Source organism: Pseudomonas sp. B611 (assembly GCF_055407965.1).
Map to the genome: position 1 here is coordinate 220522 of NZ_JBUZST010000002.1, position 18543 is coordinate 239064.

Genomic DNA, 18543 nt, shown 5'->3' on the forward strand with positions numbered 1-18543 from the left:
TCCAGCCAGCAGAGATCCAACTGTGGGAGCGGGCTTGCTCGCGAAGGCGGCGTGTCAGTCACTGAATGTGCTTCTGAACCACCGCTTTCGCGAGCAAGCCCGCTCCCACAGGGGTTATGTGTTGTCTGCGGGACGGCACTCGGCCAGGCTTTTCAGCTGGCCCGAGCCAGCCTGATTTGCCTCCGACAACCATTCCTCAAACCCTGCCCCAACCGCCGGCCATTCCGCGTCGATGATCGAATACCACGCCGTATCCCGGTTCTGCCCCTTCACCACCATGTGCTGACGGAACACCCCCTCAAAGCTGAACCCCAAGCGCTCCGCTGCGTACCTGGAACGGTCGTTGGCGTTATTGCACTTCCATTCCAGCCGACGATAACCCTGCTCAAATGCATGCTTGGCCAGCAAATACACCGCCTCGGTGCTTTTGGGCGAGCGCTGCATCGGCGCGCCGAAGGTGACGTGGCCGATCTCGATACGACCCTGGGCCGGCACAATGGACATCAGGCTGAGAATGCCTTGTACCTGGCCGCTCACGCGGTCGATCACGCTGAAAAAATACGGGTCGCTGTGGGCGGCGTGGTTGTTCAGCCAGTCATTGAATGCGCTGCGCTCGGGGAAAGGTCCGTAAGGCAGGTAGTCCCACAATTTGGGGTCGGCGCCAGGGCCTTGCAGGGCTTGGAACAGATCGTCGCCATGGCGCGCCGGGTCGAGTTTTTCCAGGCGGATAAAGCGCCCTTCAAGCAGTTGCACGGTCGGCGCCGGGACGCCTTTCCAGTCGGCGAGGGAAGTGGACATGCTGCGCTCCTTAAAGGCCTTTGCGAAATTGGATAAAGCCGGGACGTTCGGCGATGCGCTCATAGAGTTGGATCGCGGTGGCATTGGTTTCGTGGGTCAGCCAATGCACCTTGCAGCAGCCATCGGCCTTGGCGGTGGCGTAGACGAACTCAATCAGTTTGCGCCCCACGCCGGTGCCGCGTTGGCTCGGGTCCACCAGCAGATCCTGCAGGTAGCAGGAGTTTTCGATGCTCCAGTTGGAGCGGTGGTAGATGAAGTTGACCATGCCCACCGCCTTGCCGTCCTGCCAGGCCAGCGCCGAATGGGTCGGTTCGCTGGCGTCGATCAGGCGCTGCCAGGTGCTTTGGCTGACCGCGTCCGGCAATTCGGTGTTGTAGAACTTCAAGTACGCCTGCCACAGCGGCAGCCAAGCGGCGTGATCGGCGGCGCTGACTTGGCGGATGTCGATCGAACTCATTCTGCAACTCCTTGGGGAATAAAACGGGCGAGGGTCTGGTCGCGCACATCCGTGCTGGCGGCCAGGCCTTCGCGTACCCCGGCGATGTCGGCCGGGCTGCGGTTCTGGCTGAGTTTGCGCTGGCCGATCAGGCGCTCGATGGGCAATGCGAAACCGACAATGGCCTTGAGCATGCCGTCAATGTAGTCGACGGGGGCATCGCTGACTTTCCACGGCTGGGCGCGGTTGCCTTCATGGCGATCGGTAAGGGCGCTGACCACGGCGAGCAGGCGTTCGGCGTCAGTGAACACCTCGGCCTTGCCGTAGGCGTGTACCGCGATGTAGTTCCAGGTCGGCACCACTTTGCCGTGCTCGGCCTTGGCCGGGTAAAACGCCGGGCTGATATACGCCTCGGCACCGGCACAGATAATCAGGGCTTCGCTGCCGTTTTGCAGGTCGCGCCATTGCGGATTGGCCTTGGCCAGGTGCCCGTAAAGCGTGCCGTTCGGGCCTTCATCAGGGTTGAGCAGCAGCGGCAGGTGGCTGGCTTGCAGGCCTTGTTCGCCAACGGTGACCAACTGCGCCAGCCGTGTGTGCTGGATCAGTTGCTGCAGTTCGGACAAGTCTTCAACGGCAAAGGCGCGAGGTATGTACATGGAAATTTTCCTTGGCGAATGCCTGCATCCTAGGCAGGCTAATGGTTCGTTGTAAGAGCCATCTAGGGTAAATTTCATAGGTCCAATATGCCGACCAGCACGCCCCCGTTGTCGTTCAACCCCGCCGGTATCCACCTCGATCGTCGCCAGGGCCTGACGCGCCAGCTCTACGAAGCCTTGCGTCAACGAGTGCTCGACGGGCGCCTGGCCAGTGGCACGCGCCTGCCCGCCACCCGTGACCTGGCGGCCGCACTGTCGATCTCGCGCAACAGCGTGGTGCGCGCCTACGACCAGTTGTATGCCGAGGGATTTATCGAAAGTCGGGTGGGCGACGGTACGTATGTGGCCCTGCTACCCCCGGCAAAAAAACTATCCACAAAAGTATCCACAGGGTTATCGACAGGCTTATCCCCAGCCTTATCCACAAATTGGCTGGATTTGCCGGTCAATTCGCCCCGCGAAGTTATCCACAGGGCCGCGCTGGGGCGGCTGGAAAACAACCATCTGCCCCAGCCGCCGGCCGGCCCGCCCAAGGCATTTCGGGTGGGGGTACCGGCGTTCGATCTGTTTCCTTTCGAGGTCTGGGCCAAGCTGAACGGGGCGTTTTGGCGCAAACCGAATCTTGGGCAGCTGTGCTACGGCGATCCAGCAGGCGACCTGCGCCTGCGCAGCCTGATCGCGGCTTACCTGCGCAGCTCCCGGGGCATGCAGTGCAGCGCTGAACAAATAGTGATCACCAGTGGCGCGCAGCAGGCCATCAGCCTTTGTGCACAGCTGCTGGTAGAGCCCGGCGACGGTGTCGCTGTGGAAAACCCTGGCTACCGGGCCGCTGGTCATGCGTTCGCCCTGGCGGGCGGCCAGCTGCATGGGGTGCCGGTGGACGGCGAGGGCATCGATTGCCAGCGTCTCAATGCGCTGGAGGATTGCCGCGTGGCTTATGTCACGCCGTCCCATCAGTATCCGTTGGGCGTGGTGATGAGCCTGGCGCGGCGCCTGGAATTGCTGGCCTGGGCCGAGCGCACCCACGGCTGGATCATTGAGGACGACTACGATGGCGAGTACCGCTACAGCGGCGCGCCGCTGTCGCCGCTGGCCGCTTTGGACCGCACCGGCCGGGTGCTCTACGTCGGCACCTTCGGCAAGGTGGCGTTTCCTGCATTACGCCTGGGTTACCTGGTGCTGCCGCCAGGCTTGGTGGAGGCTTTCTCCCAACGGCGCGCGGTGGACATGCGCCACTCCGAAGTCAGCACCCAGGCGGTGATGGCCGAGTTCATGGCCGCCGGGCATTTCCAGCGGCATATCCGGCGCATGCGGCGGGCGGCTTTGAGCCGGCGCAACACGTTGCTGGCCGGGTGGCCGATCGGCTTGGCCGGTGTGGGCGAGCTGCCGAGCGTCGCCGCCGGGCTGCACATGACCGTGCGGGTGGACAGCCTGGCCCGCGAACAGCAACTGCTGGAGCAGGCCCGTGCCGTCGACGTCGAAGTCAACGGCTTGAGCAGTTACTGGCTGGCCCAATCCACCACGCCACAGGATCAGCGGGCCGGCCTGGTGCTGGGGTTTGCGGCGGTGCCCGAGCCCGCGATCATCCAGGCGCTGCAACGCCTGCGCACGGCTTGGCAAGGCTCACCCTCGGAAAAACAGTGACCTGGCCAACGCCGGGCTGATCTCGCTGCGGTAAATCGCAATTTGGTCGCGATCAGTGCTGCGTTCAAAGGCACCGCCGAGTTTCTGTTGTTCGCGCGTCTTGAGGTGGCCCGCGCTGAAATCCTCGGCCGCCGCCTGCAGCGACGGGTAGTGGAAATGCGCGTACCACAGCACGGCGTTGTTCTGTGCGTCTTGAATCTCATACTCCTCCAGGTAGTCCTTGCCAGGACCCTTGAGGCGTCGACGGGCGCCGACCTTTTTGATCAACACTTGGCCCTCGCTGTGCAACCACTCCAGCCGTGCAGCGGTGGGCGGCTGCTGTTTGGTCATGCTGACGCGGGTACTCTTGCCCAGTTTGAACAGCCGTGCGGCGCCATCGGAGAGGTTTTTGTTGAGGGCCGCGGCGACGGGGCGGTCGGTGCCGGTGAGGTTGAGTTGAGTCAGTGCGCTGTCGATGTTGCTTGCTGCGGTTTCCAGCCGTGCGGCGTATTGCTGGAACATCTCTTCGATTTCCACTGGGATGCGCCCAGTCTTGCGCGAGTGGCCCAGGGTACGCCGGGTCGCCGTCGGTTCTTCATCCAGCAGGGCTTGGCCAGCGTTGACGCTGGTGGCAAGGTCGATCTTCTGTGGCGATTTCGGCTGGTCGGCCGGTTGTTCCCGCTCAACCCATTCCCCCGGGGTTTTCTCGTGGAAGGTCGCGATGATCTTGCCGGTCATTGGCGCTTTAATGTCCACCAGGCTGCTGTCGGATTCGCGGGGCTCGCCCACCACCACGCCTTTGAAGCGGGTCTTGATGATCTTGCGCTGGGGTGTCTCGGGCGCTTTGGATGACCCTGGCTTGGGTTCAAGGGCCTTTCTTTCGCGCAGCAACCGCACCAGGTCCTGGGTGGCGCGTTGAGTGAAGTCATCAAGGTGCTGGCGCAAGCTCTCCAACGGCTCGCGCAGCAGGTGTTCGGGGTAGTCGGCGTGCAGGTCGAGCAGGCGCTGGTCGCCCAGGCTGAACTGCTCGACCAGGCTGTTGAGCAGCTCGATACGCTGGTCCAGGGGGCTGCCGTTGATCTGGTTAAGCACCTCGATAAAGCTCTGCACACTGAGGTCCAGGCCGTCGACGATGCGATTGAGGCGGTAGCGTGCGGTGTCTTGCCCTTCACCCTCAGTAGTGGAGCTGCACAGGTAGCGGGCGATGGTGATTTGCAGTGCCTTGAGGTCGGTGACGCGAATGTTCGGCAGGGTTTGCATGGTGCCCTGGATCACTTTCGCACCAGCGGCGCCGAGGCCATCCAGCTCGCGAAAACGCGACTCCACGTACTGCATGCGACGGATCATTTCTTCGTTCATGTTCGACATGGTTTGCGCGACCTCGGCCTGGGCCTTGGGATCGACCTGAACGTCGGCCTCCAGCGCATCCACCGTGGTCACCAACAGTTCGCGAAACGGCCCGATGCGTTCCTCGACGGCGGAGCGGGTCAGTAAAAGTTGCTTGTTCAGGTAGTCGACCATCACGCTTTGATAGTTGGGCACGCTGTCGATGATGCCCAAGGAGCGCAATTGGCGGATCGGCACGTCATAGGCCTCCAGGCGATCGTCCACCTGGGTGATGAAGGCCTCGCGGCGCATGTCCGTCGAGGGGCCGGGTTCGGAGCCGATGGCCGAGAGTGACGCGGACAGTTGTGCCTGGGCGCGGTCTTCATCGGCATTGAAGGCGTTGAGCTCTTTGCGCAGGTTCTGGATGCGCGAGGGTTTCTGCTCCTGGGCGGCGCGGCGCCGGTTCCTGAAACCGCCGCCGCGCAGGCGCAGGCGTGTATCCACGAACCATTGGCCGGCCAGGTTGCTGATCAGCAGCGGGCCGGTGCGTAAGGGGGCGTGGGGATCAACGATCAGCACATTGTCGTTGGCATCCAGCGTCACCTCGAACCAACGCGCGCCCACGGGGGCATACCATTTCTGTTCCAGGGGGTAGAGGTGCAGATGCACGCCGGCATTTTTGTTTTGCTCGCCCAACCCAATGGGTTTGGCTGTCGCGAAACTGTTCAACAGGTTGCCCAGGCTGGTGGGGGGGCGTTGTATGGCGCCGCTGATGTGCAAGGGGCCTTCGTGCAGGGTAGGTAATTGGTTGCTGGTCAGTGTGGTCTGCTGGGTGAGGGTGATCGGCTTTTCGATCAGCGTCGGTCTTTTGCCCGGGTACTCGGTCTCACCTTCGCCAAGCGGTGTGAACGCTTCACGAATAGCGTCGGATGTGGGATGACGGAGCGCGACATGTAGGGCCAGCGCCATGCCCAGGTTGAGGAACATGTCCACCAATGCGGTCCAGGGTGCATGAGCCTGGGGCTCGTCGACCGCCTGTTTGGCTTCTTGCAGGTCGTCCATGATCTGCCAGATCCAGGCGGCAATCCCTGCGGTGCGCCCGAGGAAGGGCAGGGCCACATTGAAAATCTGCCAACCGGTGCGGCGAAACGTGTCCCAGCGCTTTTGCACATTCGACACCGATTGCCGGGTCGCCAGTTCGACTAGCGCGTTGGCATTGGCGGTGTACAGGGAGGCGAGTGCGTCGTCGACCAGCACTTCATCGCTCAATTCGATGGGACCGCTCATGTACAGCAGGGTGGCAGGCTCGACCAAGGCGCGCACGGCGGTCCACGGCGATGGCAGGGTGTCGGGGAACACGTACTGGGCGTAGTTGAAGCGCTGCTCTTCGGGCAGCCAGGCCAGCACTGATTCACGCAAGGTATGGCTGTGCTTGATGGCGTAGAGCAGGTTCTGGCGCGAAGGATATTGCAGCAGCATCGGCTGCAACAGCGGGCGATAGAGAATGCAGGGGCCGGCTTGGTGGCTTTGCGGACCGATCACGTACATGTTGGCCACAATGTCCTGGCTGTGGCCGGGGCGCAGGGTAGGAATGAATGCCAGCGGCCGGATCACGACGGGGTGCCCGTCGACCTGGCGATCATGGGCGTCGACCCGCATCACGGCGTCCACGTAGCGATAGCCGCGTTCATCCAGGCCGTTAAGGCCCTGCATCTTCAGTTGCAGGGCGAGCAGGGGTAACTGCACGCGCAGGTGCGCGGTGTAGAGAATTTTGCGGTGCGTGGCGTCGGGCGCGTCGCCGAGCAGTTTCTGCTTGATCAACGCTGGGTAGCGTGCGCCGATATCGAGGTCTTCGATCACGCCCTTGAGGTAGTCATACGTCAGCCAGTCCGGCGCATCCGTGCCGTTGCTGGTGACACTCGCCACACCGCTTGGCAGGCCGGTAAGGTTCTCCAGCGCGAGGTCAATCAGGCCGCGGCGTGTGACATCCGGCGGCCCGGGCACCACGAACGTGCCCCACACTACTGGGGTCTGGATCACCACTTCCACCTTGTCCAGGTTCAGGTTCGCGCCCTGTTTGTGCAGCTTGATGCGGCTGTACAGCTGTTCGCGGGCGTAGTCGCGGATCGGTGCGATGTCATCGCGAAAGGTGCGGCCGTGATAGTGCGTATGCAGTTGTGCCAGGTCGATCATGTAGCGGCTGTAGGCGGCCACTTCCAGGTCTGAAGCAGCGGCCAGCCAGTGGGGCAGGTGTTGATGGATCTCCCGAATGCTGGACAGGCGATGTTCGCTCAAGTCCTCGACGCTGGGCATGACCCGCGCCACGGTGGGACGGCGCAATGGTGGCTCCACGGCCTCTCCATCGGGTATGCCAAGGCTGCCAATGGCTTCGATCTGCAGGCCAATCAGCGCACAGGCCAGGCTCTCGAAGAAATCCGATGCCGGTTCGTACAGGCGCCATTTCACCTTGGCCTCGGCGCGAATGTAGGTCAGTTTGGCCGGCAGGGCGGCGGCCAGTTGTTCCAGTGAGTCATAGCGCTCGTAGCCGGCGACCAACGAGTGGGTCAGGATCATCTGACGCTTGCCGCGGGTGCCGATCAGCACCGCCATGTCCAGCAGGCCCACGTGTTCCTCGTGGTCGGGCAGCACCGAGTCGATGTCAATCAGGTACGCGTGCGAGGCATACGGATCCATGGCTGTGCGGTTTGCCAGGTCGGGGGAGTGGTAAAGCGTGCGGGCCATGGCGCATTCGTCGTCGTCCCAACCCTCCACGGAGGTGACGTTCCACACTTTACGCAAGGAATGGGCGAGCACCTGCCAACGCAGGCCGGTGTTGTTGTAGGACGCGTTCCAGTAATCCAGCTGCTGTTCCTGGAAAGCGCTGTACAGCAGGCCGGCCAATTCGTTGATCAAGCGTGCGATGCCGTCGATTTTCACCGGCAAATGCACCGGCGGCCGCGCGTTCGGCTGGATCGTCAGGAAGTGTTCGCCGTCCAGGTAGATTACCGGCGCCGGCCCCAATGCCTGGCGGGCGAGGATGGTGGTGAGGGATTCGATCAGCGGCTCGACGGCTTCAATCGCCTCTTCACTCACCTGCCAGCGCGGCGTCACGACCATCGTCAGGTCTGGGTTGAGATTGAGTGTGGGGTACTGCTCCATCAGCGCCGTGCGCAGGATCGCGGCGGCGACTTCTCGACTGGAAGGCCCTGTGGTCAGTTGGGTCAGCAGTGCGTAGGCCGTGGTGGGGCGGTTGTTGTGGTTGGTCGGTAGGTTGTTGCTCGGCACGTTCAGCTCCTTTGCATTCATCAGCCCGGCCGGACGGCGACAGGCGGGACTACCGCAAGGTAATCACTGAGGGTGCAGCGCTGGCGGTAGATAAGTAGGAGGCCCACTCCCGGCGAAGGAGCGGGCAGGAACCTCAGTTGTCGCTGTCACCAAAAAACAGCCTGCGGGCGGCTTCCAGGCTGATTTCACTTCGATAGAAGGCAATTTTCTGCTCATCGCTCAAACCCTTCGGGCTGTCGGCCGCAGCGCCCAACTGGTGTTCCGCTTCGGTTTTCAGGCGGGCTGAAAGGTAAGTCCTGGCGGGCGTCCAGGAGGTGCTGTAGTGGAAATGCGCGTACCAGAGGACTTTATGGGTGCTGCTGTCGGTCAGGATGTACTCGCCCAGAAAGTCGGGTACCGGGCTTTTCAAGCGACGACGATTGATGGTTTTTTTGATGGTGATCGAGTTGCGCAGCTTCAGCCATTCGACGGCGGAGGCTGTTGGTGGGCGCTGTTTGAGTAATTTCAGCACGTGCTCGTTGCTTTTGTTGTACAGGTCGGTGATCGCTGTCTTCAAGGCTTTGTTGACCCAACTGGCTGGCAGGTTTTCGCTCTCGGTCATATTGCTTTGCGTCAACGCGGTATCGATGGCATTGACCGCCTGTTCCAGACGCTTGGCGTGCTGGTGGAACAAATGCTCGATGCCGATGGGGTTGCGCTCGGGCTGGTCTATCAGGGTGCCGGCGCGGGTGAGAAAGGCCGGCAATTGGTCGATCAGAGTCTGGCCGTGGCGAATACTGGCCTGTAGGTCGATCACCACTGGGCTGATCGGGGGTGTCTTGATACGTTCGACCCACATCCCCGCGGTTTTCTCGTGGTAGGTGGCCACCACCTTGTGGGAGATCGGCGAAAAGATATCCACCAGGCCGGTGTCCAAGCCCACCGAACTCAAGCGCGGCTCGCCGATCAACTGGCCGCTGTAGCGCGTGCGGATAAAGCGCTTCTGTGGGCGCGGTGGCGTCGGCGGTGGGCTGGGGCGGCTTCTCAGGCTGTCGCGTTCGGCGCTCAGCAGTGCCAGGTTACCGATGGCGCGCCGGTTGAATTCATCCAGCTGATCGCGCAGGCGCTGTACGGGTTCACTGAGGATATGGGCCGAGTAATCCTCCTTGAGGTCGACCAGGCGCTCGTCCACCAACCGAAACTGTTCGATCAGGTTACTCAAGCTATCGAAGCGTTCATCCAGGCGGGTTTCGCTGCGTTCGTCCAGGGTGTCGCGCAGGCATTGGATCGCTACCCCGGCGGTATCGACGATGCTGTCCAGCGCCGCCCAGGCCTCCGGTTGCGTGCTTTCGGTCTGCGCCTCCAGGCACAGGTTGCGGCTCAGGGCGACCTGGAGCGCCTTGAGCGCATCGCTGTCATAGGCCGGCAGAGTGCCTTTGATCGTGTTGATCAAGCGCAGGCCTTCACGTTGCAGTTTGCGCAGTTCGACGAAACGCCCCTGCATGTATTCCAGGCGCTGGATCATCTGCTGGTTCAGCGTGCTCATGGTGTGGGAGTCTGCAATGTGACGAACCTCAGGCTCTTCGGCCTGGTGGTCGATCTGATCCAGTACGGTGCGCAATGTGGGCGTGAAGTCGGTCAGGGCATCGCGGATGTCCGCACGGGTGAACTCGGTTTGTGCCTTGAGGTAATTCAGCGCTTTTTGCGAATAGTCTGGAATGGGCGCATGCACGTTCAGCTCCTTGAGTTTCTGCAAGGCACCCTCATAGTCGTCGCGTTGGGTACGCAGGGTGTCGAGGTAGGTTTGGCGCAGCACTGGCGCAGACGATGAGGTGGCACTCTCCATGGCCTGGCGAGCCTGTTGCAGGTCACTCTGCCCTTGTTTCTTGTCGCTTTCGAAGTCGCTCAATTGCCTGCGCAATTGTTCCGCGCGTTGTTCGGCCAGGCTCTTGGCCTTGCGCACCATGGTTTTGGGGCCGCCGCCGCGCAGGCGCAGGCGAACATCGACGAACCACTCACCCTTGCGGTTACTGATCAGCGCCGGCCCTGTACGCTCGGTATGGGTGGAGTCGACGATGAGCACGGTGTCGTTCTCGTCCACCTGCACCTCAAACCAGCGTGTGCCGACGGGGGCGTAGTATTTGCCGGCGTCGGCATACAGGTGCAGATGGGCCCCCGGGGTAGTGATGGGGTCGTTGAGAGAGGCGGGTCGATCGACCTTGAAGCGGTCAAGCACGACGGCCAACTGACCCGGCGAGCGGTTGGTTGCGCCGCTGGTGTGCAGGGGCTGGGCGTGCGGAACGGGCAACTCGTCGGTGCTGATGTCGGCCAGTCTCTGTACCGTCAGCACTTTGGTCGGCACTTGTTTGCGCGGCGCGGCAGGTCGTTTGGCCGGTGGTTCCGGTCGCGAGCGCGGGCCGCCCCGGGCGATGCCGTGCAATGCCACGGCCATGCCCAGGTTGAGCAGTAGTTCGCTCAAGGCCTCCCAGGGTGACTGATGCTCGGGGCGGTCGGCGGCATCCACTACCTGTTGCAGTTGGTCCATGATCTGCCAGATCCACGCTGCAGTACCGACCGTGCGCCCCAGGAAGGGCAGCGCCGCATTGAAGATCAGCCAGCCGGCACGTTTGAGCGTCTCCCAACGCGCTTCGGCATTCGACACCGATTGACGGTTGGCCAGCTCGGCCAGCGCGTTGGCGTTGGCAGTGAACAGATGGGCCAGGATATTGCCCTCCAGTGCGTGTTTGCTCAGGCTCATCGGCCCGCTCAGGGTCCAGAGCTTGAGCGGGTCCACCAGGAACTCGGCCGCGGCCCAGGGCGAGGGCAGCGCGCCGGGGAATACGTAGCGGGTGTAGTCCTGACGCACGTTGTCAGGCAGCCAGGCCAGCACCGACTCGCGCAGCCGCGACGATTGCTGCACGGCGTACAACAGATTGGCCGGCGACGGGTACTGGATCAGCGGAGGGTCCAGCAGCGGGCGGTACAACAGGCACGGCCCGGCTTCCGGGTCTTGGGGGCCGATCACATACATGTTCGCCACTTCGTCCTCGGTGTTGTCCGTGCGGCGCAAGGGTACGAAAGCCAGGGGCCGCAAGCCGATGCGCTGGCCGTCCACCTGACGGTCGATGGCGTTCTCCTGCATCAATGCAGCTATATAGCGGTAACCGCGCTCGTCGATGCCGTACTGGTCGCGGATCTTGCACTGCAGCGCCAGCAGCGGTAGCTGGATGCGCAGGTGCTGGCTGTAGAGCTGCTGGCGGCGGGCGGACTCTTGGGCGTCGCGCAACAACTTGGTATTGATCAGGTCCGGGTAGCGTCGGCCAATATCGATTCGGCTGATCAGCGTCTCCACATAACTCACCGTCAGCCATGTGGGCAGGCCATTGCTGTTGTGGGCGCGCAGGGTCTTGTCGCCCAGCGGCACGGCGATCAGGTTTTGCAGGGCCAGTTCGGCCAGGCTGAAGACGCTGGTGTCGATTTGCCCCGGCACCGCGAAGGTGCCCCAGATCACAGGGCTTTGAACCACCAGCTCGATTTTGTCGAGCATCAGCGTGGCGGCGTCGGCATGGTCCTTGAGCATCTCGCTGCGCAACTGGCCGAGGGCATAGGCCTGGATAGGCTCGATGGCGTCCAGGTAGGTCTTGCCCTCGTTGGCGCGATGCAGCGCCGCCAGGTCTTTGAGGTGGCGGGAGAAGGCGTTGAGGTCAGAGTTGTTCGCCTGGCTCAGCCAGTCAGGCAGAGCCTGCTGAAACCATTGCAGGTCGTCTTCCGAGGCGGCGGCCTCGCTGCTGGGCGGCGCAGCCAGGGGGGCCTGGCTGGCGGAACCGCCGCGTATGTCGGAGAAGTCGAGCGCGCCGATGGCGTCGATCTGCACTGCGATCAGCGTGCAGGCCAAGTGGTCGAAGTAGTTGCCTTGGGGTTCCACCAGCCGCCACTGCAGTGTGTTGTGCGTGACGGTGGCGTCTACCAGCGTGGGGAGCGATTGGCCCAACTGGTCCAGGCTGCTGAATTTCTCGAAGCCTTGCAGCAGCGAGTGGGTCAGGATCACGTCCTGCGCGTTCTGCTTGCCAATCAGCACCGTGACCAGGTGTTCGTTGAGGTGGCTGATCGTGCCCTCGGCATCGATCTCGTCGACATCCAGCAGATAGGCGCGGGTACCGTAGCCGTCAGTCTTGCGTCGGTCTTCCAGGGCAGGGGCGCGAAACAACTGGCGCGCCATCAGGCAGTCCTGGTCGGTCCAGCCTTGCACCTGGTCCACGTTCCAGATCTCGCGCAAGGTGTTCGACAGTTGGTGCCAGTGAGGGCCGCTGCCGTTGGACTGGTTCCAGTAGCTCACCTGCAGGTCCTGATAGCCGCGAATCATCACCGGTGCCAGCACATTGATCAGGGCGGCGATCTCGTCGATGCGCACCGGCAGGTGCACAGCCGGTTCGACGACGGGTTGGCGGGTGAGGAAGTGCTCACCTTCGAGATATATCGTGGGCACGGCCAGCACGGCTTGTCGCGCCAGGACGTCACTGAGTGCCTGGTAGTGCGGCGCGGCGGCGATGATCTGGTCGTCGATGAGTTCCCAGGAGGGTGTGCCGACCAGGGTGGTTTCGGGGTCGATGTTCAGCGCGGGATAACGTTCCTGCAACTGCTCGCGCAATAGGCTCGCGGCCACTTCGTGAAAGGTCGGCCCGGCGGACAGTTGGGCGACCACGGCGATACTGGGGTCGGGTGGGGTGGGGTTGGACGGGGTTGAAGTCATGGACAGCTCCTGACGTGCCTAGGGTTGGAAACGACCCGAGGGCATGCCTCGGGTGTTGCCATGCTAGGAAGCGCAGGAGCGGGAGGGCGGTGATTATGTAGGGGCTTAGCCCAACTCACCGCACAGGTTGGTTTCCACCAGGCGGCGGACCTCGGTAGCGTTCAGGCCCGCACCGAGCAGGGCATTGAGCTTGCCAAACGCCGCTTCACGGGTCATGCCGCCACCCGACAGCACACCCACGCCACGCAGGCGGCTACCGGCTTCGTAGACATCCAGCTCGACGCCGCCTTCATGGCATTGGGTGATCGCCACCACGACCACGCCTTGGGCCTGCGCGCGCTCAAGGCTGGCGAGGAACTCAGGGTTGTCGCTGGGGCCGGTACCACTGCCGAAGCATTCGAGGATCAACGCTTGAATGCCGCTGCCGATCACCGCGTCCAGCTGCGCCGCGCCGATACCCGGAACCAGCGGCAGCACGCCGACGTTGGCCAGGGCCTTGGGCTGGCGATAGTCCAACGCTGCCGGGATGGACTCGGCACGGGCCACGCCACCCTGGCGATTCAGCGCCGCGAATGGGTTGCGGCCGAAGCTGCGGATCTTCGCGCAGGCGGTGGGCGCCATCATCGCGCCGTGGAAGTGCAGGTGCACACCCGCCGTCAGGCCTGCGCCCAGAGCTAGCAGCGCGCCGCTGACGTTTTCCCAGGCATCGCTGTCCGGCACGCCGGCTGGCAACATCGAACCGGTGAATACCACAGGGACCGGGAGGCCCAGCAGTTGGAAACTCATGGCCGCCGCGCTGTAGGCCAGGGTGTCGGTGCCATGCAGGATCAGCACGCTGTCGCAGCCGCCGTCCACCGCGTCAATCACCGCGGCACGTAAACGCTGCCAGTAGGCCGGGTTCATGTTGGCGCTGTCGATCAGCGGGGTCATTTCCTGGAAGCGCCACGCGGGCAAAGTCTGGTTGGCAAGCTCTGCGCGCATGCGGGCTTCGAAGCCAGAAGCCGGAGCCAGGCCATTGGCGCTGGCCTGCATGCCGATGGTACCGCCGGTGTAGAGCACCATGACGTTGTTGGATGCTGACATTGAGATTCTCCTGAACGAAAAACGCCGCCGGGCCCAGAGCATGCCCAAGGCCGGGCGGCGTGTCACTGCTTAGCGTTTCAGCGTTGCGTTTGAGCGTTCAGCTCTGCCGATGGCGCCGCTTCCGGTTTTACCGGGTTGGCCGGCCAGGCCTTGCGGTCCAGGTCCAGGTCAGGGAACTGGCTGGAGTCGAACACCGGGGTCTTGATGCCTGCCGCACGCTGGTTGTCGTAGTCGTTCAGGATGCGCATGGCGATCTTGAACAGGAACGCCAGGGCGAACAGGTTGACGAAGGCGAGCATGGTCATGGTGATGTCGGCGAACGCGAACACGGTGCTCAGGTTCTCGATCGAGCCCCAGAAGATCAGCACCAGCACCAGCGTGCGGTAGCCGATCAGCACCTTGCGGTTGTTGCCCACCAGGAAGCGCAGGTTGCTCTCGCCGAGGTAGTAGTTGTACATGATCGAGGTGAACACGAACAACGCCAGGGCCACGGAGATGAACATGCGGCCCCAGTCACCCACTACCGCTGCCAGGGAGTTCTGGGTCAGGGCAATGCCGTCGCCTTCAAAGCCTGGGGTGTAGAAGCCGGAGAGCAGGATCAGCAACGCGGTGCAGGTGCAGATCACGAAGGTGTCGAGGAACACGCTGAACGCCTGGACCACGCCCTGGGCAATCGGGTGCTCTACGGAAGCCACCGCCGCCACGTTAGGCGCACTGCCCAGACCGGCTTCGTTGGCGAACACGCCGCGCTTCACACCCATGATGATCGCGCTGCCCACCAGGCCACCGAAGGCTTGGTCGAGGCCGAAGGCGCTCTTGACGATGGTCATCAGCATGGCCGGGACGTGGTCGAATTGCAGCACGATCACGTACAGGGTCACGGCGATGTAGACCAGGGTTTTGACTGGCACCAGCAGGTCGGCAATCGACGCGATGCGCTTGATCCCGCCGATGAACACCAGGCCCAGCAATGCCGCGAGGGCCAGGCCGGTGTAGGTGGTGTCGAGGCCGAAGGCGTTGTTCAGTGAGTGCGTCACGGCGTGGGCTTGCAGGCCGTTGAAGGCAAAGCCGAAGGTCACCAGCAGCAGGAACGCCATGACCATGCCCAGCCAGCGCTTGTGCAGGCCGTGCTGGATGTAATACGCCGGGCCACCACGGTAGGTGCCTTCTGCGTCGGTACGCTTGTACAGCTGGCCGAGGGAGCATTCGATAAAGCTCGACGACATGCCCACCAACGCGGTGACCCACATCCAGAACACGGCGCCCGGGCCACCCAGGGTTACGGCAATGCCGACACCGGCGATGTTGCCGGCACCTACGCGGCCAGCCAGGCTGAGCATCAGCGCCTGGAACGAGCTGAGTTGGTCGGAGCTGCTCTTGAGGCTGTCTTTAAACACCGAGAACATGTGGAAAAAGTGGCGCAGCTGTACGAAACGCGAGCGAATCGTGAAATAACCGCCGAGCCCGACAATGAGCACGATCAGTACTTTCCCTGAGAGGAAGTCGTTGATGACTTCGAGCATGGAGTGTTCCTCGCTGATTTTTCTAATGGCAAACGCAGGACGGTGCGACGCCGTCGCTTAGCACCAGGCAGTGCGCGACAGTTCGACCCCAATCCTTTTGCGGGTTGTTATTCATGCGGTTTCGCGTGTGTACCCGGGCCTCGTTACCGACGGCCGCAGCGCGAAGAGGGGCGGCACTATACCTAGGAGCGCGTGATCCGTCTGCACGGGGCGATTAAAGGTTTCAGCAGGGTGGCGGGCTTGCAGGGCGATATTGGAGTTTTTATGGGCGTCATTTCACAACCTTGAGGCAAAAAAAAGGGCCTGAAGAACGAGCCTTCAGGCCCTCAAAAGGTGAGAGGTGTCTAGTCCCTCAACCTGGTGAGCGGTGCAACAAACGCTTAGGCCTTCAGCGGGACCAAACGTGGGGCAATCATGTTTTCCGGGCGCAGGATGTCGTCGAGCATGGCGTCGTCGAGCAAGCCTTCTTCGCGCACCAGTTCCAGCACGCCGCGGCCGCTTTCAAGGGCGATACGGGCGATGCGGGTGGCGTTTTCATAGCCGATGTACGGGTTCAGCGCGGTGACCAGGCCGATGGAGTGCTCCACCAGTTCGCGGCAGCGCGCTTCGTTGGCGGTGATGCCGACGATGCAGTGTTCGCGCAGCATGTCCATGGCGCGTTGCAGCAGGCGGATCGAGTCGAAGATCTTGAAGGCGATCAAAGGCTCCATCACGTTCAGTTGCAGTTGGCCGCCTTCGGCTGCCATGGTCAGCGCCAAGTCGTTGCCGATCACTTGGAACGCCACCTGGTTCACCGCTTCCGGGATCACCGGGTTGACCTTGCCGGGCATGATCGAGCTGCCTGGCTGACGCGCTGGCAGGTTGATCTCGTTGATCCCGGTACGCGGGCCGCTGGACAGCAGGCGCAGGTCGTTGCAGATCTTCGACAGCTTCACCGCAGTACGCTTGAGCATGCCGGAGAACAGCACGAAGGCGCCCATGTCGGAGGTGGCTTCGATCAGGTCGGCAGCCGGTACCAGCGGCTGGCCGCTGATGGTGGCCAGGCGTTGTACGGCCAGGGCCTGGTAACGCGGGTCGGCGTTGATGCCGGTACCGATGGCGGTGCCGCCCAGGTTCACTTCGGTCAGCAGTTCTGGCGCCAGGGTTTTCAGGCGGGCCAGGTCTTCACCCAGGGTGGTGGCGAAGGCACGGAATTCCTGACCGAGGGTCATCGGCACGGCGTCTTGCAATTGGGTGCGGCCCATTTTCAGCACATGGCCGAACTCGACGCCCTTGGCGGCGAAGGCCTGGATCAGGCTGTCGAGGCTGGCCAGCAGCGCGTCATGGCCCAGCAGCAGACCCAGGCGGATCGCGGTCGGGTAGGCGTCGTTGGTCGACTGCGCCATGTTCACGTCGTTGTTCGGGTGCAGGTACTGGTACTCGCCTTTCTGGTGACCCATGGCCTCCAGCGCGATGTTGGCGATCACTTCGTTGGCATTCATGTTGGTTGAAGTGCCAGCGCCGCCTTGAATCATGTCCACCACGAACTCTTCGTGGAAATCGCCGCGGATCAGCCGGGCACAGGCTTCGCTGATGGCAGCGTGCTTGGCTTCACTGAGCTGACCCAGCTCGCGGTTGGCGTCTGCCGCCGCTTGCTTGACCATTGCCAGACCGACCACCAATTTCGGGTAATGCGAAATCGGAACGCCCGAGAGGCGGAAGTTGTTCACCGCTCGCAGGGTCTGGATGCCGTAATACGCTTGAGCCGGTACTTCGAGTACGCCAAGCAGGTCTTTTTCGGTACGGAAAGATGCAGCGGAGGACATGACGGAAATCATCTCGATATGGACCCGGAACTGGCCGGAACGCTGCGAATGCTAGGCTTGTGTGAGTTTTTGGGCCAATGCTGTTCAGCACTGGGCTATGCATAAACGGCATAATGCAGGTGTGACCCGGCTATCATGGCGGGCGTGTGTACCAAAATGGTGCGTACCCGTGGAGGGAAGTGATGAACCTTGAGAGCAAATGGCTGGAAGACTTCAGCGCCCTGGCGGCCACCCGCAGCTTTTCCCAGGCGGCGGAACGGCGCTTTGTCACCCAGCCGGCGTTCAGCCGCCGCATCCGTAGCCTGGAGGCTGCGCTGGGCCTGACCCTGGTCAACCGCTCGCGCACGCCGGTGGAATTGACGGCGGCGGGGCAGTTGTTCCTGGTGACCGCGCGCACCGTGGTCGAACAGCTCGGTGAAGTGCTGCGCCATTTGCATCACCTGGAAGGCGGGCAGGGCGAAGTCATGCAAGTCGCGGCGGCGCACTCCCTGGCGCTGGGCTTCTTCCCGCGCTGGATCGCCCAACTGCGCAACGAAGGCCTGAACATCGCCACGCGGCTGGTGGCCACCAACGTCGGCGACGCGGTGCACGCCCTGCGCGAAGGCGGTTGTGACTTGATGCTGGCGTTCTATGACCCGGATGCGGCCATGCAGATGGACGCGGAAATCTTCCCCTCCCTGCACCTGGGCAACACCGAAATGCTCCCGGTGTGCGCCGCCGATGCCGATGGCAAGCCGTTGTTCGACCTGGAAGGTGAGGGCAGTGTGCCGTTGCTGGCCTACAGCGCCGGTGCGTTCCTCGGGCGGTCGGTGCACCTGCTGCTGCGCCAGCGTGCCTTGCGCTTTACCACCGTGTACGAAACCGCCATGGCCGATAGCCTCAAGAGCATGGCGCTGGAAGGCCTGGGAATTGCCTGGGTGCCGCAGTTGAGCGTGCGTGCCGAGTTGGCACGCGGTGAACTGGTGGTGTGTGGCGGTCCGCAATGGCATGTGCCGCTGGAGATTCGTTTGTATCGCTGTGCGTTGGTGCGCAAGGCGAACGTGCGGTTGTTGTGGCGCAAGTTGGAGGGTGGGGCGGCGCAGAGTCCTGTGGGTGAGCGTGGTTTAACGTGATTATTTTAAAATTGGATAGTTTACTGCTCATTATGTGTCTTTAAGTCATATTTTGATCATGTTTCTATCCAAAAAATAGGGCTCTATACATCGACTTACATGTCGCCGGTTTATTGGCTAGGATACTGTTCAATAAGTGGTAGAAAGTCACCTATCGATCAGGAAGC

At 62.5% G+C, this 18543-nt stretch carries 10 protein-coding genes; 2 read left to right on the plus strand and 8 right to left on the minus strand.

Annotated features, from left to right (window positions below):
• Positions 1 to 114: 114 nt before the first annotated feature.
• The 3 genes from ACZRMO_RS06045 to ACZRMO_RS06055 are packed head-to-tail and all read right to left on the minus strand — an operon-like array spanning position 115 to position 1890.
• Positions 115 to 798, minus strand: a complete 684-nt coding sequence (locus ACZRMO_RS06045; protein ID WP_463972247.1) for a GNAT family N-acetyltransferase — start codon at positions 796 to 798, stop codon at positions 115 to 117.
• A 10-nt stretch (positions 799 to 808) separates the two neighbouring features.
• Positions 809 to 1255, minus strand: a complete 447-nt coding sequence (locus ACZRMO_RS06050) for an N-acetyltransferase family protein (protein ID WP_463972248.1) — start codon at positions 1253 to 1255, stop codon at positions 809 to 811.
• Positions 1252 to 1890 carry an FMN-binding negative transcriptional regulator gene (locus tag ACZRMO_RS06055; RefSeq protein ID WP_463972249.1) on the minus strand — a complete coding sequence of 213 codons (639 nt, stop codon included), beginning with the start codon at positions 1888 to 1890 and terminating at the stop codon, positions 1252 to 1254. Before ACZRMO_RS06055 ends, ACZRMO_RS06050 begins: the two co-directional genes overlap by 4 nt.
• An 87-nt stretch (positions 1891 to 1977) precedes the next feature.
• Here ACZRMO_RS06055 and pdxR point away from each other — a divergent pair, with 87 nt between their 5' ends.
• On the plus strand, positions 1978 to 3534 hold the full coding sequence (gene pdxR / locus ACZRMO_RS06060) for a MocR-like pyridoxine biosynthesis transcription factor PdxR (protein WP_463972250.1): 1557 nt from the start codon (positions 1978 to 1980) through the stop codon (positions 3532 to 3534).
• Here the strand turns inward: pdxR and ACZRMO_RS06065 are convergent.
• The 5 genes from ACZRMO_RS06065 to aspA all read right to left on the minus strand — a co-directional run bounded on the left by ACZRMO_RS06065 (position 3514) and on the right by aspA (position 17264).
• On the minus strand, positions 3514 to 8124 hold the full coding sequence (locus ACZRMO_RS06065) for a dermonecrotic toxin domain-containing protein (RefSeq protein ID WP_463972251.1): 4611 nt from the start codon (positions 8122 to 8124) through the stop codon (positions 3514 to 3516). The genes pdxR and ACZRMO_RS06065 overlap by 21 nt on opposite strands.
• A gap of 133 nt (positions 8125 to 8257) precedes the next feature.
• Positions 8258 to 12853, minus strand: coding sequence for a dermonecrotic toxin domain-containing protein (locus ACZRMO_RS06070; protein WP_463972252.1), 4596 nt, complete (start codon positions 12851 to 12853; stop codon positions 8258 to 8260).
• A gap of 105 nt (positions 12854 to 12958) precedes the next feature.
• A complete protein-coding gene (locus tag ACZRMO_RS06075) occupies positions 12959 to 13936 on the minus strand; it encodes an asparaginase (protein WP_463972253.1) in 978 nt (325 codons plus the stop codon).
• Between the two features lie 77 nt (positions 13937 to 14013).
• A complete protein-coding gene (locus ACZRMO_RS06080; RefSeq protein WP_463972254.1) occupies positions 14014 to 15459 on the minus strand; it encodes an alanine/glycine:cation symporter family protein in 1446 nt (481 codons plus the stop codon).
• 380 nt (positions 15460 to 15839) lie between these two features.
• A complete protein-coding gene (gene aspA, locus ACZRMO_RS06085) occupies positions 15840 to 17264 on the minus strand; it encodes an aspartate ammonia-lyase (RefSeq protein ID WP_017739004.1) in 1425 nt (474 codons plus the stop codon).
• A gap of 182 nt (positions 17265 to 17446) precedes the next feature.
• On the opposite strand from aspA, the gene ACZRMO_RS06090 reads away from it, so the two are divergent.
• A complete protein-coding gene (locus ACZRMO_RS06090; RefSeq protein WP_124526963.1) occupies positions 17447 to 18376 on the plus strand; it encodes a LysR substrate-binding domain-containing protein in 930 nt (309 codons plus the stop codon).
• Positions 18377 to 18543: the final 167 nt, after the last annotated feature.

Coding starts and splice junctions, on each gene's coding strand:
- ACZRMO_RS06045 (WP_463972247.1), bottom strand. CDS start 798: ATGTCCACTTCCCTCGCCGACTGGAAAGGCGTCCCGGCGCCGACCGTG.
- ACZRMO_RS06050 (WP_463972248.1), bottom strand. CDS start 1,255: ATGAGTTCGATCGACATCCGCCAAGTCAGCGCCGCCGATCACGCCGCT.
- ACZRMO_RS06055 (WP_463972249.1), bottom strand. CDS start 1,890: ATGTACATACCTCGCGCCTTTGCCGTTGAAGACTTGTCCGAACTGCAG.
- pdxR (WP_463972250.1), top strand. CDS start 1,978: ATGCCGACCAGCACGCCCCCGTTGTCGTTCAACCCCGCCGGTATCCAC.
- ACZRMO_RS06070 (WP_463972252.1), bottom strand. CDS start 12,853: ATGACTTCAACCCCGTCCAACCCCACCCCACCCGACCCCAGTATCGCC.
- ACZRMO_RS06075 (WP_463972253.1), bottom strand. CDS start 13,936: ATGTCAGCATCCAACAACGTCATGGTGCTCTACACCGGCGGTACCATC.
- ACZRMO_RS06080 (WP_463972254.1), bottom strand. CDS start 15,459: ATGCTCGAAGTCATCAACGACTTCCTCTCAGGGAAAGTACTGATCGTG.
- aspA (WP_017739004.1), bottom strand. CDS start 17,264: ATGTCCTCCGCTGCATCTTTCCGTACCGAAAAAGACCTGCTTGGCGTA.
- ACZRMO_RS06090 (WP_124526963.1), top strand. CDS start 17,447: ATGAACCTTGAGAGCAAATGGCTGGAAGACTTCAGCGCCCTGGCGGCC.